Source organism: Alteromonas sp. MMG017 (assembly GCF_018100795.1).
GTDB lineage: Bacteria > Pseudomonadota > Gammaproteobacteria > Enterobacterales > Alteromonadaceae > Alteromonas.
Window position 1 is genome coordinate 388,680 of record NZ_JAGJDY010000001.1, and the last position, 16,591, is coordinate 405,270.

Consider the following 16,591-nt stretch of genomic DNA (forward strand, 5'->3'; position numbering starts at 1 on the left):
ATGTATTGAACTCGGAGTTAATATATATTTATGCAAATGTATTTAGAATGCATGTAAAAAACAAAACACTGATGCACAAAACGCAAAGGTAAATATGTTCGCTTATATACGTACTTTTATTAAAGTTGTTGAAACTGGCAGCTTTTCAAAGGCCGCCGCTGTGTTAAATGTAGCGCCGTCCTCAGTTGCTAGAAATATCGATGCCCTTGAACAAGAATTAAATTGCACCTTATTTTTGCGTAGCACTCGCTTCTTAAAGCTGACAGACAAAGGAAGTGTTTTTCTGCAGGGGGCAATAAAGCTGTTAAATGATGCAGACCACTTACAGGCCTCGCTAAACGAAAAATTAACTGAGCCTGCGGGAGCTTTACGTATTTCAACATTTGAAAGCTTTGGTCGACTGCACCTTTGCCCTATCACCTCAGGTTTTTTAGCGACATACCCGAAAGTTAGCGTTGAACTTGAGTTAGATAATAAAATGAGAGACTTATTTTCAGATGACATAGACATTGCCATTAGAATAGGGGCTCCAGCAGACTCCCAGTTAAAGTCGCGCACCTTAGTATCAAATGATGCCGTGATATGCGCAACACCGGAGTATGTAAGTAAGTTTGGTAAGCCTATCGCGCCAGAGGATCTGGCATTGCACAATTGCTTGCTACTTAATCAAAATCGACAACGAACATATTGGTACTTCCAAAAGGGGCGACAACAAAGAAAAGTGCAAGTAGAGGGTAATTTAAAGTCGAAAGGGGGGACACCTTTATTAAACGCATGTCTAAACAACCTAGGAATATCCCTATTACCTTATTGGATGGTAGCAGAGTATGTAAAAACGAGTGCATTGGTCACTTGCCTAACCGATTGGCAATGCAGTCCGATACAGAGAAACAAAAGTAGTGTTTACGCACTATACAAACAAAGTAATTATCCCAATCCGTTAATAAGGCTATATATAGACTATTTGCTTGGAAACTTACCTGAGCCAAGACCCCACTAGCTACAAGGTGTATTTCTTTATTCGAAACTTGTATTAATATACAAAACATAATGTTTTAGTGCTTTTGTGACATGATTTAATTGACTGAATCAATTACCTTGGACTTAACATGAGGTTCGGACAAAACCATTTTTACCCTTGAGCTTATACTAGCCTCAATAGTAGCAAGATCGACTTTGGCCCTTGCCCGGAAAACGATCCCTTGTCGAATATCAAACATAAGCTGTGCTCGTTCAAGTGATGGGAAATCTCTTGGCAGCGTCCCTCTTGCTTTTTCCAATTCAAAGCGTCTAACAAAACGCACGTCGGCATCTCCAATCACTTCTTGTAATAAGGCTTGTGAGCCATCGACACAGTCAACACTCGTGGCAACACAAGAACCTAAAAAACAGCCTGTTGCACCATTTTTATCACTAGTGCTGTATTCGATTACCGCATTAAAAAAAGCGTAAACTGCACGTTCAATATCAGGCTCAGTCTCAAAAACTAATAGCGGTGTACACTCATCACTAGAAACATAATATTTAATGGCCTCTAAGTAGAGCTGGTGTTTATTTTCAAACACAGCATAAAGGCTTGGGCTGTTAATACCCATGGCATCTGTAAGATCTTTCATAGATGCGCCGTCATAGCCCTTCTGCCAAAATACATACATGGCGGACTTTAGTGCCTCTTGCTTATCAAATGTTCTGGGCCTTCCGGCTTTTCTTTTCATGAATATGTAACTTTCATTATATATTAAAAATCTGTCTTGAGACTCATTGAGCATTGGCAGCCTACAATTCTTGTCTTTTCTGCAGTACTTGTCAATTTTTCCTTAACTACATAAAAATAATATCTTATCAATCGTTACAAAAATAATTGAGTTCAACTAATTATTATGTTTTCATAATGATCATTACATAATTAATTATGTTATCCAAACACACCATTACGAAAGCCATTGGTTTAGGATTTTCGTTAAACCATTACTTGAGGAAGTAGAAATGAAAGTAATCCCATATCCCAATGATTGGCTAGCGTACGAGCCAATAGATTTTATGAAAAATGAAACACTAGGTATTTTTGCACATAGCTTTGCTAAAAACGGCGAACAAGGTAGCATCAAAGAAGCCTACAAAAAAATTGTCGACATTGCGATAGAAGAGCAAACCTGTTCAGTACTATCAGCTTCGCAGTCATTGGTACTCCCTAATCATCATCTGCTTTATGAAGAGTGGACAGATTACGATGAATTTTTTGATGTGCAAGTCAAAAGAAACTATAGAAATGCGTTTTACAAATGGTTAGACCCAATTCGAAAAGGGCCTATCAGCCCTGAGTTTACCCGTATTTTTTGCTCGTCAGGCATACACCCAAGTGATGTCGCAGCGCAGAATGCCTATGCATTGATTCAAAGTTATCAGGTAGAAGCAAAAGATTACGCGACAGCGTTTCATCTATTTAACGATTACATCGTAAGTAAAAATAAAAGCGAAAAAAATACTTTCGCCAATGCTCATCAGTCTATTAATAATCCCAACCATTTTTTACTTTATGAGGTGTGGTCGGACTTTACAGCCTTAATAGAAAGCCAGCAGCAAAACTATATAAGGGCTGAATTACAGCAAAAACTGGAGAGAGTGGTATCAGCAGCAAGTGCTGAACCTTGCTCGGAGATCTTTCAAATCTACTATGACCCACAAAAATATCAGCATCAACACTAATCTATTTTTTAACATCTAACCCAAATATAAGGAATTTAAAATGAACAATACTTACCCTATAAGCTGGCACCAAAAAGCAGTAATCATCACCGGTGGCAGTTCGGGTATTGGTAGAGCAACAGCACTCGCATTGGCGGATATGAATGCCAACGTGTTAATCACAGGCCGGTCAAAGGAAAAGCTGGAAGAGGTTGCTGCACCATACGAAAACATACACTATCTTGTCGCCGACAGTGGTGATACAAACAGTGCCCAATCAATCGTTAATCATACACTCAATCTTTTCGGCCGCGTGGATACTATTATCAATAATGCAGGTGCTGGCGGCTTACGCCCTATTGAAAGCTATGAGGCACAATTTATTGAAGGTATGTGCGCCACCAATATTGTTGGTCCTTCATTATTATTAAGTGCAGCATTGCCTTCACTCAAAGAAAGCAAAGGTACCGTTGTTAATATCTGCACCGCAGTATCCAGAAATGCAGGTCCAATGATTGCGCATTATGGTGCGACCAAAGCGGCTCTAGAATATTTAACTCAATCTTGGGCTATTGAGCTTGCGCAACACGAAATTCGTGTGAATGGTGTGGCTCCCGGTCCCGTTAAGACCGGAGCTCTTACTGGAATGATGGGTTTGGATAGTGAAATGGCAGCTTCTATTGAAGCCATGGAAGCGCAACAGGTCCCCCTGGGTAGACGCGGTTTTACCGAGGATATCGTGCCATGGATAGTCGAGTTTGCAAATTCTGAGAACAAATGGACAACTGGACAAATTTTAACCGTTGATGGTGGCTGGTCACAAAGAGTTCAACCTTAACTTTTAGTACTATCAATTTTTAGCCTAAACAAGCGAAGGCCTCAAGCGCAATGGAAAATACATACGAATACGCTTCGCAAACCACAAAAGCGATATATCATGCAATCGTTGAGGTTGGCGCAGAGCCAGAAGCCTTACTCAAAACCGCAGACCTGACAATAGAACAGGTTGAATTTGATGATTATGATAAACACATAGCTCTGTGGCAGGCTGGTGAGGCATTACTCAACAGCCCTGACATCGCTCTCCTTGTTGGCTCAAAGAATAGCCCCTTCGACAGAGGTATCGTTGGAGGGGTGTTTATCTCTAGTAAAACACTATTGGACGCAGTACAGGCAGCTACTCAGTTCCTGCACATCTTAGTTGATTATATTCACGTTGAACTTCGCTCAGATAAGCGACACTTTTATGTAAAATTTAGCTACTCCAAAGAAATCTTCCATCACTATGGTCTTGAGCATATCGCACTGTCTTTTTTGAACTGGCTCAGGATATACAGTAATAAACCACTGAGGCCATGCCATGTACAATTCCAATTTCCACAGCAATATTGTCAGTCTAAATATAAAGCTTCATTTGGCTGCTTTGTAGAATTTGACCAGAGTGAAAACTTGCTTGTATTTCCGTCTACAGTAATGCGTGAAGAACGTATGAACTACAGCAAATACATCAATACGCTATTACTCAAACAAGCGACAGAAATTGATCAAACCCAAGTTAAGAATGAATCGTTCATCGATCGAGCGGTTCAGGCAATAAAGGTTTGCACTCACCAGCGTAATTCATCATCCCGTGATATTGCTAACCAACTCAATGTGAGCCAGCGGACTTATCATAGAAAACTATTAGCAGAAGCGATTACTCATCAACAATTACTTGACCAAGTCAGAAAAGAAATTGCTATATCCTACCTCCCTGATCCGAATAGCAGTATTAAGTACATCGCCTATCACCTTGGTTATGGTGATTTGAGTAGTTTTAGTCGAGCGTTTAAACGTTGGACTGGATACTCGCCTAGTAACTATATCAAAAAGTTAAAATCACTCTCGGCTTGATTCTATTAACACTGTTTCTCTACAATCCAGTAGAAGCGTTATATAAGCATTTAAAACTCGCTCTTAGGTCGCTAATATCGAGCGCTTTCTTCTCTACTGTCAACGGTAATCTAATTTTGACCCACTTAGCGGTAAAGTAAAATTGACCCACCTTTGGCGTTTATACTTCATTTTGTTTATTGGTAACTGGGGCTATTGGTGAAGAAATAATCAAAAAGAGACATGAAAAAAATCCACAAACAAAAATTCGCTTTTAAGCGATCGGTTTGCAAATATCGGGGTAGTGAATTCAACACTTAGTTGAGTCACAATGAAGCACGTCAGACAGTGTACATACAACATCTCGCAGACCTTACGTTTTTTCTATCCGCGGGTCTCATTTAAGTCTGCTTAACGGCATGTACCTTTCCCTAGATTTAACTAATTTATTGTTTAGTTCAAATTACACATGTTAAGGCGATAAACGCGCTGGCTGTGGCGGAGGTAATACACACATTAGCCAAGAGTGGTCGTGATTGTATAACCAATACGCAGCGGCATTATTTTCCGCAAAGATATTTTTTCTTGTTGTACCTGGATGTAAGGATAAAAAGCGTAAAATTGTGACGCGGTATTTGCGCCTCATAGACTCAAATTTAATTTGGCGTCGACGAGCAACGAGGCCAGGAATTGACGATATCAACATTTCTACACTTCCTGTAGATACATCAAACTGTTTTGCAATCGCGTTTCTATGCCAACCTCGAGAAGCCATATTAGCAATTCTGTTGCGCATTTTTCGATCTATAAGTCTCGGCGCAAGACGAGACGTCAGGCCATATTTGAGTGCAATCGATTTTACATAAGTACGACTTTTGCAAGTTAATTTTGCGGTTTCATTCAAGCTAGTTCCATTAGAAAGTAATAAGTAGCACTGCTCTTCCTTTTCAGTTTTATTGGAGTGGGGAGGCGTAGCTCGAGGTATAGTTATACCATCGTTGTGTCCGCACAAAGATAACCAGTATAAAAATATACACATGCGTCCGGGATGGCAAAAATGCTCCTGAGACAGCACGTTGGAAAGAAAGGCATAGTCAAACTCGCTTTTTGGAATCCAGTAAGGCTGCGTCGGATAAAGGCTCTTCACAGCGTTGAAAAATGAGAGACAAAGCGCTTTACGCCTAATTCTATCTTTGTCCGTTAGGTATCCCAGCGTACGCAATTGGGTATAAACAAAGTTTAGTAACTCCGCTTTATTTGCATACTTGGCTCGTTCAATTGCATTAGAACAAAATCTAGCGTAGTCCAAATCTTCTGGATTTGCATGCGATGATTGATTGCTAATAGGTGGTAGTCCCACAGAGAGATGGTAGCGAGACGGCAAAGTTTTGGAATTAAGGACTGTGCCATGAACAGGACAAGCAACTACATTGGGTATTTGATGCGTTCTTCGCCAATACGGTACACCCCAAAGTTTCAAATCATCGAAAGTGCATTGCGCACAGTATTGTATTCTGTGTTTTTGTTGCCCCCGTGAATTGGGCATTTGCCAGAGACGACTGATGTTATTTAACCCACCTTTTAACATTCGCTCTTCCATACTTTGACACGATGTTGGCAAACACATCTGAAACAAAGGCCCTAAAGTTTGTCCATAAAGCGAATTGGAGGAACCGCCGCTATAGTAGCTTAGCCTCCGATGATGTTGAGTTAAAGTGGGATGAGCACAGACTCGACTACTGCCAAAAATCTTTTCTTGAATTTGTGTCGTCTTCAAGCCGGAAAATACAAGAAGGCGAACGATACGACTGAATAGAAATTCATCAGGAAATGCTTTGGGCAAAAAAATAACGGATAAGACTTTTCGTCTTTCTTTGCATCTGACTAGTCAAAAAACCTATCCGCTAGCGGGTCTTCACACAGTAACTGCTTTTCACGTAGGTAGGTGACAGCGCAGCGTGCGTCTTTTGCCTGACGGATTTCATCGGGATTGCTAATATCTTCACGAAGCGTCGTTGAATTAAAGACTTTTTGCAAAAGATCATAAAATTCAGGGTGCTGTGGTCTATCGACACTGGGAATAAAAGGCTGACGGTGTTTTGTTTTCGAGGAAGTCTCTGCTTGATCTGCACCCGCCGTAATCTTGTTTTGATTGAGCTCTTCTCTTGCATTCAAGGTATCAGCAGAGCGGGAAGAGAATATACATTCCCGTTCATAGGCATCTTGCAGAACCGCCTCGCAAATTGACTCATCACCAGTACCCATAACTAGACGTTGTGCCCTTGTATACGTGCGACGCGCTAAATCTATGTTCCCTACTGTCAAATCATAGAGCTTACGACTAAACGCATCAGTTAATGGAGTTTGCACATTGGTCCATTGCAACTGCCACAATTGGATATGAATGCAGTCCAACTTGGACTGTCATAGGCCAACCTATCCATGTAGTAGGCACCTCCACTCTCGCCTCTACGCGCGTTCTGTGACAACCGCATAAGTGTCATATCAAAAGGGGGATTTGCGCAAAAGACAATAGGCACTCCCAAACTGTTGACGATTTTTTTGATGAATTTGAGTAAACCAGACTCGCCGGAAGTGCGCTCAAAATGTATGTTTTGCATTTCATCGATGACCAACAAACCCAGATTGCAAGATTTGATACGCTGCTCTATCTGGACCATTAAATCACTTGTTCGAGACTCTGGCTTCGTGATATCAACGCCTGCGGCCTCGTCTAGGGCAAGCAAAATCTCTAGACACAGCTCTCTTACACTGGATTTATCAGGACATTCTACTTTTATCCAAACTATCTGATCGCGAAAACCCAGTGTTTCTTCTTTGTAGATACGGTGTTTAATCACTTGTGGGAAGTGGAGCAATATTTGTTCAAGCATGGTGGTTTTGCCTGTTCCACTCTCACCAATCAGTGTAATCCCGCGAGCCGTTGACACAAAACGTCCTGTATCGGGCGCTACTGCGCATCGATTGTCGACAGGGTAATGAAGAAAATGTTGTGTCGTCGCGGATAAAAGGTTCTTCGCGCAGTAACCCTGCTTTATTACGCGCTCAATGTCTCGAAACGCCTCGAAATAAATTTCCAAAGGCTGCCTGAATATGTCTATGCGAATGAGAAACTCTTCCCTGTCTAAAGCATCACCTGTGTAGCGGAATTCGTCTGGCAAATCTGGATACACCGCGAGCGAATTAAGCACAGCAGCTTGCGACTGTTTTTCAGGTAAAGCTTCAATCAAAGGGTTGCCAGTATACTCTGGCAAAACAAGGGTTTTATATTCAGCATCTACAACTCGCCCGAGTAAACTCATTTGTTGTCTCCACGACTTGGAAGCGTCAGAACGTTATTCGAGTACTGACGTTTTTTAGGCTCAGAATGAGGTTCAGAACATGTTGATTTATCGGTCGCATTTGCACTGTTTCGTTCAAGGCTACGCGCCATTTCTTCGACACGATTTTTGCGTCTATTGTCAGTTCGAGCTTTCTTCGTTTTGGGTTTCGGTGCAGCTTTCGCTTCACGTTTGGCCTGACGGGTAATGGCGTTTTTGACTGACAAAGACTCAATAGATGATATGGGTAAAGTGCGTTTAGCATGTTGATCATCAGCCCAGTCTTGAATGTAGTAAACATCAGCCAGCCCTAAACCTTTCATTTCCTGACTACGTTTTAACAGTCCGCAGCGCGTGAACGTAGTCTCATTTGGAAGCTTCACATAAATATAGTCAAAACACTCATCGTTCACTCTGCCCTCTAACTGAATTCGCCCGTTGGTTTTGGCAATCGCAGACAGGTTGAGTTTTCGTACCTTATCGTGAGAGTAATACATCTCTTGCCAAAAAATACCATTCGCCGTCACACTCACACTAACAGGTCTCAAAAGGCGAGCCTCAACTTCCTGCTCAGACACCTTTTTTAATGCACTCATGTAATTTGCAACATGAATATGCCAGAATTCTAACGGAGTTGGTGGTGTATCAGTCTCTACCAGAAGCTTACTTTGAAATGACAATCGATCTCGCGTCATGCTGTTTTTATCTAACACATCTCTTACGATTATCTTCGTAAGATCCTCAAGGGTATATATTGCGCGACTTCTTGGATCGGGAGCACTCTTGATGATCTTTCCCTTATCTCTTACTGAGCCAGCCAAAGCATGAAGTTCGCTTCGGTTAAGTGTATTAAACCGACCTTCAACAAAAGGCTTAAAATCAGGACGCGACAAACCTGCCCACTCCAATGGCACCATAGGTACAACAGATTCCTCAGCGCGTAAACCCAGCATTTCTCCATTATCGGCAATCAGTCGACCAGGTAAATGCTTACACGGCCACTCTCTTTCTGTGATATCAATCCCCAAAGAATGACAGTACGGGACTTTTGACGAAAATGCATTGAACAACGCTAGACGTGCTGCATCCCATGACGCGTAAAATAGGGACACGCTCAACCCGACTATCATTCCACTTGCACGATCAACGATAAAATATAGTGTGGGTCGCCCAAGCACTTTGTTTCTATTCCACTTTGAAACGATATGGACATCAATAACCGTAGCATCAATTTCAAAACAAGCTCCGGGTACAAGATTGTCTGATACGATACTGCTTTCATTACTGCGATAGTTTTGCAGATAATCTGTTTGGTGTTTCGTAAAGGCGATCATGTCATGTTGAGAAAAAAGCTTTTTCGCCCAAGAACGAAACTGTTGTGAAGATGGAATATCAGGCCTTGTCTGAGTAAAGTCTGCGTCAATAATTGCAGCAGGAAAATACGTTTTCAAGAAATCCTGATACGCCTGCTCCATCGATACGCCTCTTGACTTGAGGTAAGTAAGTTTTAGAAATTTTCGTATATTGACCTTGTCTTTTTCTGTAACAATGTACGATTCGCGAACTGGAAATGCACCAGTCCGGCTTACAGACTTTCTACCTAAACTTTTCGTCACATTTTTACGTTGTTTTCCTCTTCCTCCACAAAAATAATAGTCTGGAAGCATTGCATCACGAACCTGTCCCAGGCGCCAAAATCTATTTAACAATCGATATATTTTTTTAGCGTCGACGCATGTCTTTTTTGCTAAGCATACGATATCAGGTTGGTGATATTGCGTTGCCATTGATAGCGCTAAATCCTTTCGGTTTGCGATGGATGAGATAATTGCCCAGTTTTTTTCTCGCTTTGTTTTGACAGCCTCCGTTAAAAGCGATTCGTCCACAAGTAAATGACCGCTCAATATGTCTGCCGCTGGACGAACATGCTTATTGCGAACTGCATTTTTGAAAACATTGATTTGAACAGCTCGTGGGCGAAGCACTGAGGTTGTCTTTTTGGTGTTAAAAAAGACAAGTGTTTCAATCTCTGCAAAAATAGACAGCAGTCTAAATTCCCCCTCTTCGCCCCCAGACTGACTCAGAGATATGCCATAGGGAATTAACCTCCAATGACACGACGAAGCTCCTCTTTGAAGTACCGATTTTCAATCACCGTGACAGTGCGTGAAACATCTAAATGTTGCTCAGCCAGTTCAACGTAAATATATTTTTTCCCAATTAACAGGCGTAAAACATTCAAGGCATCAATCGTATCTAACTTAAAATGCTGCTCAAACGTTTCACATAGTTCCTGTTTGGAAGACTGGCCCAGCGGAACATGTTTCACCGCATCAACCAAAAACGGCTCGAGATGACCCGCAAGGCCATGTCGCTGTAAGTCTGTCGCCCACAATATATTGTGGCTTTGGGTTTTCACGACATCATTACGAAAATCTATAGTGAGAAACAGTGATAACTCGAGTGAGGATAATAAATGATGAGGGCGCGCAACGATCAAGCCAATCAATTCTTTTCGAAATGCCGTTTTATTCTTTACGTCTCTGACGGTAAACCATGGTTTATAAGCTTCTTTTTACCTATTTCCCATTTGCGCCTTAGGTGACGTTCGTAATCTTCAATACTTTTAAAGCGTCTGGCCATCTCATTCTCACGTGTTGTTGGTCTAACCTTGGCTGGTAAATTAATTAGGAAATCAATAATCTAAATCAAGCCATCGGTATTAATGGCATTTCATCATGTTTACCATTAAATTCCTGCCATTTGCCATTTTTGGATAATGATGCGTTTGAGCTTTCAAAATTTGGGCAAACTAGCAACTTTCACATGATCTTTAGTATCAACTTTATTGAATAGTAATTCCATCATATTTGGGATAATCGACGTCTTGCCAGCTTTAACCTATGCTGCCGAATAAACTCTGCTGTTTTTTCAAGCAGCAGTTTGTGTTTTTCTTCTGAAAAAACGGGTTTGTCATCTCTTAAAAAGAAGTACTGGGCTCTATTTCGGTCGTCAATAAATACGTCTGTTGAGAAGTTCCAATTGTCACTTTGACATTTGTCGCAGAATCCTGTGAGCGATGCTATCAAATTGTCTAAGATATTCGCTCGATGGCCACAACAGCGATGCCATAACTGTGATACATGGTGCAAGCGCAGCTTTGTGAACAGAACATCTGGCTGAATGGAGCCAATCTATTTTAAAATAAGAATATCCTAAGCTTCGCAATTGTAACTCTGCACATTCAACGCAGTAGCGAAGTTGTGTTCTACTTGCTGGATCACGATATGACCTATCAGCATTATTTTCTAAAACATGCTTAGCGATTTGAGTCCTGACTTTTAAATCTGCACCGAGGTAAGGTGCATTGTTATCAATAATACTTGCAAACTGGGTGGTATCGATATCTCGTATACACTCCGTTTGTTTTTTATTCAAAGTCGGAAGACCATAAACTACGCCACTAGGGCTAATCACACCTTGAAGATCTTTAGGCTTATGTAAAACACCATGGAGAAGCATCCGTCGAATAATCAAACTATGTACAGACTCATCATTATTAATGGGTGCCATTCATCAATACTCCAGAAAGGCTAGAGATAAGAAAACGCTCGGGTACATTTGAAAAACTATGACTTTTATTGAGTTTTGATTACCTAAAAATTAATACTTGGAAAACTTAATAAATAAATTTGGCAAACTTTATTTTAACTTGGCAAAGTTTATTTATGCCCTTCATAACTACACTACCTGCCCTGCTGCCCAGCCGCTGCTCCAGGCCCACTGGAAATTAAAGCCGCCTAGCCAGCCGGTTACGTCTACCACTTCGCCTATAAAATACAAACCTTCTACATTCTTAGCCATCATGGTTTTAGACGATAACTCGTCGGTGTTTACACCACCTATGGTAACTTCAGCGGTTCTGTAACCCTCGGTGCCGTTGGGTTTTATTTGCCAGTTTTCTAGCGTATTGGCAATAGCCTCGCATTCACTGTGGCTTAGTTGCTTCACCGGCACGTTGCGCCATTGATGGTATTCAATAAAGCTTTGTACCATGCGTTTAGGGAACACCTTGTTTAAACAGGTTGCCAGTAAGGCATCTGGGGTGTCGGTGCGAGCGGTGTTGATAAGCGCCTGCGCATCTTCGGTAGGCAGCGTATTTATGCTTAGCGCATCGCCAGCTTCCCAGTAGCTTGATATTTGTAGCATGGCTGGGCCACTTAAGCCGCGGTGGGTAAATAGCATGGCTTCACGGAATGAGGTGTCGTTACATTCTGCATTTACATCTATGGCAATGCCACTTAGTTCTACTAGTACGTCTTTGTCTTTATCTTGCAGAGTAAAAGGTACTAGTGCCGCTCGGGTGGGCAGCACATTTAAGCCAAACTGCTCTGCCACTTTGTAGCCAAACGGTGTTGCGCCTAGCTTCGGCATGCTCAAGCCGCCGGTGGCAATAACGAGTGACTCACACTGGTATTCACCCATAGAGGTATTGAGCGTGTAACCTGTTTCGGTTTTCTCAACGCTTAGTATTTCACAGCGAGGGGTAATGGTTACACCCGCTTTGTCGCACTCTTTTAGCAGAAGCTCGACAATATCTTTCGCGCTGTCGTCGCAAAATAACTGGCCTAGGGTTTTCTCGTGGTATGCAATGCCGTGCTCGGCAACCAATCCAATAAAGTCCCATTGGGTGTATCGGCTTAGGGCCGACTTACAAAAGTGCGGGTTTTGCGATAAGAAGTTTTCAGGCCCAGCGTACATATTGGTGAAGTTGCAGCGTCCGCCTCCTGACATAAGTATCTTGCGGCCCACCTTTTTGGCGTGATCGAGCACTTCTACACTGCGCCCACGGGCACCGGCTTGCGCTGCACAAAACAGCCCAGCTGCACCAGCACCAATTACGATTACATCACGCTGTTTCACACTACTCACCTTTAATTGCTATACCTGACTTAAACTTTTGCTTAGCCAAACACGAAAAAAGTAAGGCATTAGGGCAAAAAAGAGCTGAATTATACGTAATTGCTGGGGGGCTACAATGTGTGCCAGCAGTTTAATTTTAAACCACTGGCATAGGGTATTGGTAGTTAGGGGTTTTTAATCTTTAAGTGCGAAGACTTATGCTTGCGCAAACACCGCTAATGGGTGCGTAGTAATTAGCGCCATGTGTGCTCTAGCACCAGGTTTGATAGCGTTTTCGTGGCTGACGCGTACCTTTAATTGACTACCGCTGTCTAGGGTTACCGCATAAAGGCGACTTTCCCCTTCGTAACGCACCCAATCTACGGTGCCATTGGGTGATTCATGCTGCGCACTTAAACTTAAATCATCGGGGCGCACCAACAAATCCACTTTGCCGGTAGCACCATCTACTGAGGTACCGGGCACTGTGCCAATGTCAGTGGTGACAGTATCGTTCGTGAAAGTACCGGGAACGAAGCTAGCTTCACCCATAAAGCGGGCCACAAATCGGCTAGCAGGCTCTGAATAACAAGCTTCTGGGGTAGCAAGTTGCTCTAGTACACCTTTGTTTAAAATACCGACTCTATCACCTACACTTAACGCTTCTTCTTGGTCATGAGTTACCCAAATAGCAGGTACACCGGCGGTTTTAAGGGCATCACGTATTTCCCAACGAAGGCTGTCTTTTAAGGCGGCATCTAGGTTTGAAAGCGGTTCATCTAGCAACACGAAAGCGGGTTCGTGTGCCAAGGTGCGGGCTAGCGCAACTCGTTGTTTCTGACCACCGGATAAGCGAGCAGGCTTGGCATCACGAAAATTTTCAAGACCGAGAAGCTTCAACCAGTGATCGGCAAGTTTAGTGTCTTTTAATCGAAAGCAGACATTTTGCTGAACGGTTAAATGGGGAAACAGGGCGAAATCTTGAAACACCATACCCACATTACGTTTTTCAGGGGGAACAGTTTTCTTAGGTGTGGCGGTCCAATTCCCTAAGGTCATTTGCCCTTCTGAAATAGGAATAAGTCCAGCTAATGCCTGTAAAATAGTGGTTTTACCGCAGCCTGTTGGACCCACCAGCATAAGAATTTCGTCTGAACCTAATGCTAGGTTTAGCTTATTCACTACACGGGTAGCACCATAATCAACTGACAACTCACTAACTTTAAGCATTAACTACGTTCATCCTCGGAAACGGTAAACTGGGCGCGGCGTTCGCCAGAAAGCATTAATATTAATCCAAAGCCTGATAGCAATACCAGCAATAAACCTGGAACAGCTGCGCGGCCAAAATAACCTGCTTCGTATACTCGCCACATGTAGGTGGCTAGAGTTTCAAACCCTGTGGGCCCTAACATTAGAGTGGCAGGTAGTTCTCGCATGGCTTCTAAAAACACCAGCGCGGCACCGGCTATCATGCCTCTTAGGGTAAGTGGCAAGGTAATACGCATAAATGCTTCACGAGGGCTTGCACCTAATACTCGCGCCGCTTTCACTAATCCAGTATCTAAATTTTCTGCGGTACTACGCACACTGCCCACAGCAAGGGGGATAAACCGCAGTACATACGCCATTACCAACAAACCCAAAGTTTGATATAGGTAGGGCAACTGAAGTCCGACATAAACCAACGCGGTACCCATTACGATACCGGGTACGCCGAAACCAAAATAAGTAATGCGTTCCATTAAACGGCCGGCTTTGCCTGCAATAGCCGCTTGGGCAACGGGTATGGCTAGAATAACCGCCACAATCGCCGCCAAGAATGAAGCATAAGCCGAATTCCATGCATAGCTGAATTCAAACCCACCGGTCCCTTCCCGTATTAACCACAGGGTAAATACCGCTAGAGGCAATACAATTGCCAGCAATAATATAGGCATTGCAGCTAGTAACATAAGGTTACACTGCCAACGTGCTGGCCATAGACTTAAATGCCTACCGGGGCGTTCTTTAGCGCCGCTAATTCGACTTTCTATAAATAAGATTAATCCTACAATCACCATTAGCTGCAAGCTCAGCATGGCAGCTTGGCTTAAGCCAAAGGCATTGTATTCAACAAATATAACCCGAGTGAACGTGTCTAACCCCATGATGGCAGGCGTACCGAAATCAGACAGAGCGTAAAGTGCAGCTAATAAGGCACCGGCAGCAATACTGGTCGCGACGCGGGGCAATACCACACGCCATAAGCTGGTGTATAAAGATACGCCAAGGGTGCGAGCCGCGTTTATTAGGCTGGCATCAAGGCTTAGTAACGATGCCCGTGTGGTCATCATCACAAAAGGATAGGTGTACAACGACATAACCAGCGCTGAACCCCATAGGCCATCAATACTGGGAGTGGAAATACCTAATACGTTTTCTATTTCGCCGCCACGACCAAATGAAAAGTACATGGCAAAGGCGCCAATATAACTGGGTAAAGCTAAGGGCGCGGCTAATAAAATTAACCAAAACCGCTTGAAGGGCATTTGAACATAGGCAGTAAACAGCGCTAACGGCACGCCTATTAGCACCGAGCCAATAATGGTTAACACCATAAGAGATACGGTATTCCCGAGTACGCGCAAATTGTGGGTGTCGAAGATTTCTGCGCTATCTGATGCTAACGAAAATAAAACGCCTACTGGCAACAATGCCATTAACGCGATAATTAGAGCCAGCGGGTACGACTTTGGCCAGTTGCTCACAGCACCCCGACTTTTCGCATAAGGTTAAGCGTAGGGCGTAAATCTGCTAGTTTTCGAAGATCCATATCCGGCGGTGATATTTCAGATAATGCAGGTAAACCTTGCGGTGGTGTTACCCCCTGTACCAGCGGAATTTCATACGCTTCGCTTGCCAAATAACCTTGCACTTCACGGCTAAGTAAATAGCGAATGAAGTTCACAGGTAAATCACCCTCGCTTAACGCCACAATACCAGAGGCATTCACTAAGCAGCCTGCATCGTTTTGCGTATAGGCAAGAGCAACATTCGCGTTTGGCTTACCGGCCTTTAAACGCAGTGTGTAGTAATGGTTTGCAAAGCCCATATCCACTTCGCCTCGTTCAACGCCCATCACTACGCCAAGTTCGCCTGCGTATTTTTTCGCTTTGCTATTAACGCCTTTAAGCCAATCGACCGTAGCCTTTTCGCCTTCTAAAATGCGCATAGCGGTAACAAATGACTGGAACGATGCATACGCAGGTGCCCAGCCTAGTGCTAAATCACTATCGGCTAAGGCCATTACGCTATCGGGAATTTGGTCAGGTGTTACACGTTCTGTGTTATACGGCAACGTACGAATACGGCCGGTAACCGGTGTCCAACTAGGATACTGGAAACCGTCTTTCAATTGGGTGGTTAAGTCGGTAGGTAACGGCTTAGCTAAACCTGAGTCGGTTACCATGCCGATGCTACCGGTATCTACTGCCCAAAATAAATCGGCGCGTTTCACCCCAGCTTTTGCTTCCGCAGCAAGGGTGTTAGCTAACGCGGCTGAAGCGCCGCGCCTAATTTTTAAGTTAAGCTTTGGATTTCGTTTTTTAATGGCATCGAGCACATTTTCATACAAACCACCTTCACCACGCCCCAAATAAAGGGTGAGATCACCTTCCAACTTAGGCAGTGATTCTACCGACACACTTGCGATAGTGTTGGCAAAGCTCAAACTGCTGATAGGTAAACTACCTAACGCACCTGCGGCGGCTAAACCTTGTAAAAATGTTCTACGTTGCATTTGAAAAAAC

Annotated in this window: 15 protein-coding genes; 4 read left to right on the forward strand and 11 right to left on the reverse strand. The window is 43.1% G+C overall.

Features of this window, described 5'->3' with window-relative positions; translation table 11 throughout:
• Positions 1-94 precede the first annotated feature (94 nt).
• Positions 95-1,000: a LysR family transcriptional regulator gene (locus tag J8L84_RS01710; RefSeq protein ID WP_211069170.1), complete on the forward strand. Its 906-nt coding sequence runs from the start codon at positions 95-97 to the stop codon at positions 998-1,000.
• Positions 1,001-1,076: 76 nt separating this feature from the next.
• On the opposite strand, the gene J8L84_RS01715 is transcribed toward J8L84_RS01710, so the two are convergent.
• Positions 1,077-1,715, reverse strand: a complete 639-nt coding sequence (locus J8L84_RS01715) for a TetR/AcrR family transcriptional regulator (RefSeq protein WP_211069171.1) — start codon at positions 1,713-1,715, stop codon at positions 1,077-1,079.
• 271 nt (positions 1,716-1,986) lie between these two features.
• Here J8L84_RS01715 and J8L84_RS01720 point away from each other — a divergent pair, with 271 nt between their 5' ends.
• The 3 genes from J8L84_RS01720 to J8L84_RS01730 are packed head-to-tail and all read left to right on the forward strand — an operon-like array spanning position 1,987 to position 4,578.
• Entirely contained in the window at positions 1,987-2,706 is a 720-nt protein-coding gene (locus J8L84_RS01720; RefSeq protein WP_211069172.1) for a hypothetical protein, read from the forward strand.
• Positions 2,707-2,746: 40 nt separating this feature from the next.
• Positions 2,747-3,523, forward strand: a complete 777-nt coding sequence (locus J8L84_RS01725; RefSeq protein WP_211069173.1) for an SDR family oxidoreductase — start codon at positions 2,747-2,749, stop codon at positions 3,521-3,523.
• 50 nt (positions 3,524-3,573) lie between these two features.
• Entirely contained in the window at positions 3,574-4,578 is a 1,005-nt protein-coding gene (locus J8L84_RS01730) for an AraC family transcriptional regulator (RefSeq protein ID WP_211069174.1), read from the forward strand.
• A 451-nt stretch (positions 4,579-5,029) separates the two neighbouring features.
• On the opposite strand, the gene J8L84_RS01735 is transcribed toward J8L84_RS01730, so the two are convergent.
• The 10 genes from J8L84_RS01735 to J8L84_RS01780 all read right to left on the reverse strand — a co-directional run bounded on the left by J8L84_RS01735 (position 5,030) and on the right by J8L84_RS01780 (position 16,581).
• Entirely contained in the window at positions 5,030-6,400 is a 1,371-nt protein-coding gene (locus J8L84_RS01735) for a TnsD family Tn7-like transposition protein (RefSeq protein WP_211069175.1), read from the reverse strand.
• Positions 6,401-6,441: 41 nt separating this feature from the next.
• A complete protein-coding gene (locus J8L84_RS01740) occupies positions 6,442-6,927 on the reverse strand; it encodes a hypothetical protein (protein WP_211069176.1) in 486 nt (161 codons plus the stop codon).
• The gene (locus J8L84_RS01745) at positions 6,912-7,880 is read right to left on the reverse strand and encodes an ATP-binding protein (protein WP_211069177.1); all 969 of its coding nucleotides are present in this window, start codon (positions 7,878-7,880) and stop codon (positions 6,912-6,914) included. The genes J8L84_RS01740 and J8L84_RS01745 overlap by 16 nt, the downstream gene beginning before the upstream one ends.
• The gene (locus J8L84_RS01750) at positions 7,877-9,883 is read right to left on the reverse strand and encodes a hypothetical protein (RefSeq protein WP_211069178.1); all 2,007 of its coding nucleotides are present in this window, start codon (positions 9,881-9,883) and stop codon (positions 7,877-7,879) included. Before J8L84_RS01750 ends, J8L84_RS01745 begins: the two co-directional genes overlap by 4 nt.
• Positions 9,884-9,999: 116 nt before the next feature.
• On the reverse strand, positions 10,000-10,317 hold the full coding sequence (locus J8L84_RS01755; RefSeq protein WP_211069179.1) for a hypothetical protein: 318 nt from the start codon (positions 10,315-10,317) through the stop codon (positions 10,000-10,002).
• A 626-nt stretch (positions 10,318-10,943) separates the two neighbouring features.
• A complete protein-coding gene (locus J8L84_RS01760) occupies positions 10,944-11,471 on the reverse strand; it encodes a hypothetical protein (protein ID WP_211069180.1) in 528 nt (175 codons plus the stop codon).
• A 168-nt stretch (positions 11,472-11,639) separates the two neighbouring features.
• Positions 11,640-12,821 (reverse strand): NAD(P)/FAD-dependent oxidoreductase, encoded by a 1,182-nt coding sequence (locus J8L84_RS01765; protein WP_211069181.1) that lies wholly within the window; start codon positions 12,819-12,821, stop codon positions 11,640-11,642.
• A 195-nt stretch (positions 12,822-13,016) separates the two neighbouring features.
• Complete coding sequence (locus tag J8L84_RS01770) at positions 13,017-14,030, reverse strand: ABC transporter ATP-binding protein (RefSeq protein ID WP_211069182.1); 1,014 nt, start codon at positions 14,028-14,030, stop codon at positions 13,017-13,019.
• A complete protein-coding gene (locus J8L84_RS01775; RefSeq protein WP_082604994.1) occupies positions 14,030-15,550 on the reverse strand; it encodes an iron ABC transporter permease in 1,521 nt (506 codons plus the stop codon). Before J8L84_RS01775 ends, J8L84_RS01770 begins: the two co-directional genes overlap by 1 nt.
• Positions 15,547-16,581 carry an extracellular solute-binding protein gene (locus tag J8L84_RS01780; RefSeq protein WP_211069183.1) on the reverse strand — a complete coding sequence of 345 codons (1,035 nt, stop codon included), beginning with the start codon at positions 16,579-16,581 and terminating at the stop codon, positions 15,547-15,549. The genes J8L84_RS01775 and J8L84_RS01780 overlap by 4 nt, the downstream gene beginning before the upstream one ends.
• Between the last annotated feature and the right edge of the window lie 10 nt (positions 16,582-16,591).

Excerpts from the sequence above, each read along its gene's own strand:
- J8L84_RS01745 (WP_211069177.1), bottom strand. The coding sequence starts at position 7,880 with ATGAGTTTACTCGGGCGAGTTGTAGATGCTGAATATAAAACCCTTGTT.
- J8L84_RS01725 (WP_211069173.1), top strand. The coding sequence starts at position 2,747 with ATGAACAATACTTACCCTATAAGCTGGCACCAAAAAGCAGTAATCATC.
- J8L84_RS01720 (WP_211069172.1), top strand. The coding sequence starts at position 1,987 with ATGAAAGTAATCCCATATCCCAATGATTGGCTAGCGTACGAGCCAATA.
- J8L84_RS01715 (WP_211069171.1), bottom strand. The coding sequence starts at position 1,715 with ATGAAAAGAAAAGCCGGAAGGCCCAGAACATTTGATAAGCAAGAGGCA.
- J8L84_RS01710 (WP_211069170.1), top strand. The coding sequence starts at position 95 with ATGTTCGCTTATATACGTACTTTTATTAAAGTTGTTGAAACTGGCAGC.
- J8L84_RS01730 (WP_211069174.1), top strand. The coding sequence starts at position 3,574 with ATGGAAAATACATACGAATACGCTTCGCAAACCACAAAAGCGATATAT.
- J8L84_RS01770 (WP_211069182.1), bottom strand. The coding sequence starts at position 14,030 with ATGCTTAAAGTTAGTGAGTTGTCAGTTGATTATGGTGCTACCCGTGTA.
- J8L84_RS01780 (WP_211069183.1), bottom strand. The coding sequence starts at position 16,581 with ATGCAACGTAGAACATTTTTACAAGGTTTAGCCGCCGCAGGTGCGTTA.
- J8L84_RS01760 (WP_211069180.1), bottom strand. The coding sequence starts at position 11,471 with ATGGCACCCATTAATAATGATGAGTCTGTACATAGTTTGATTATTCGA.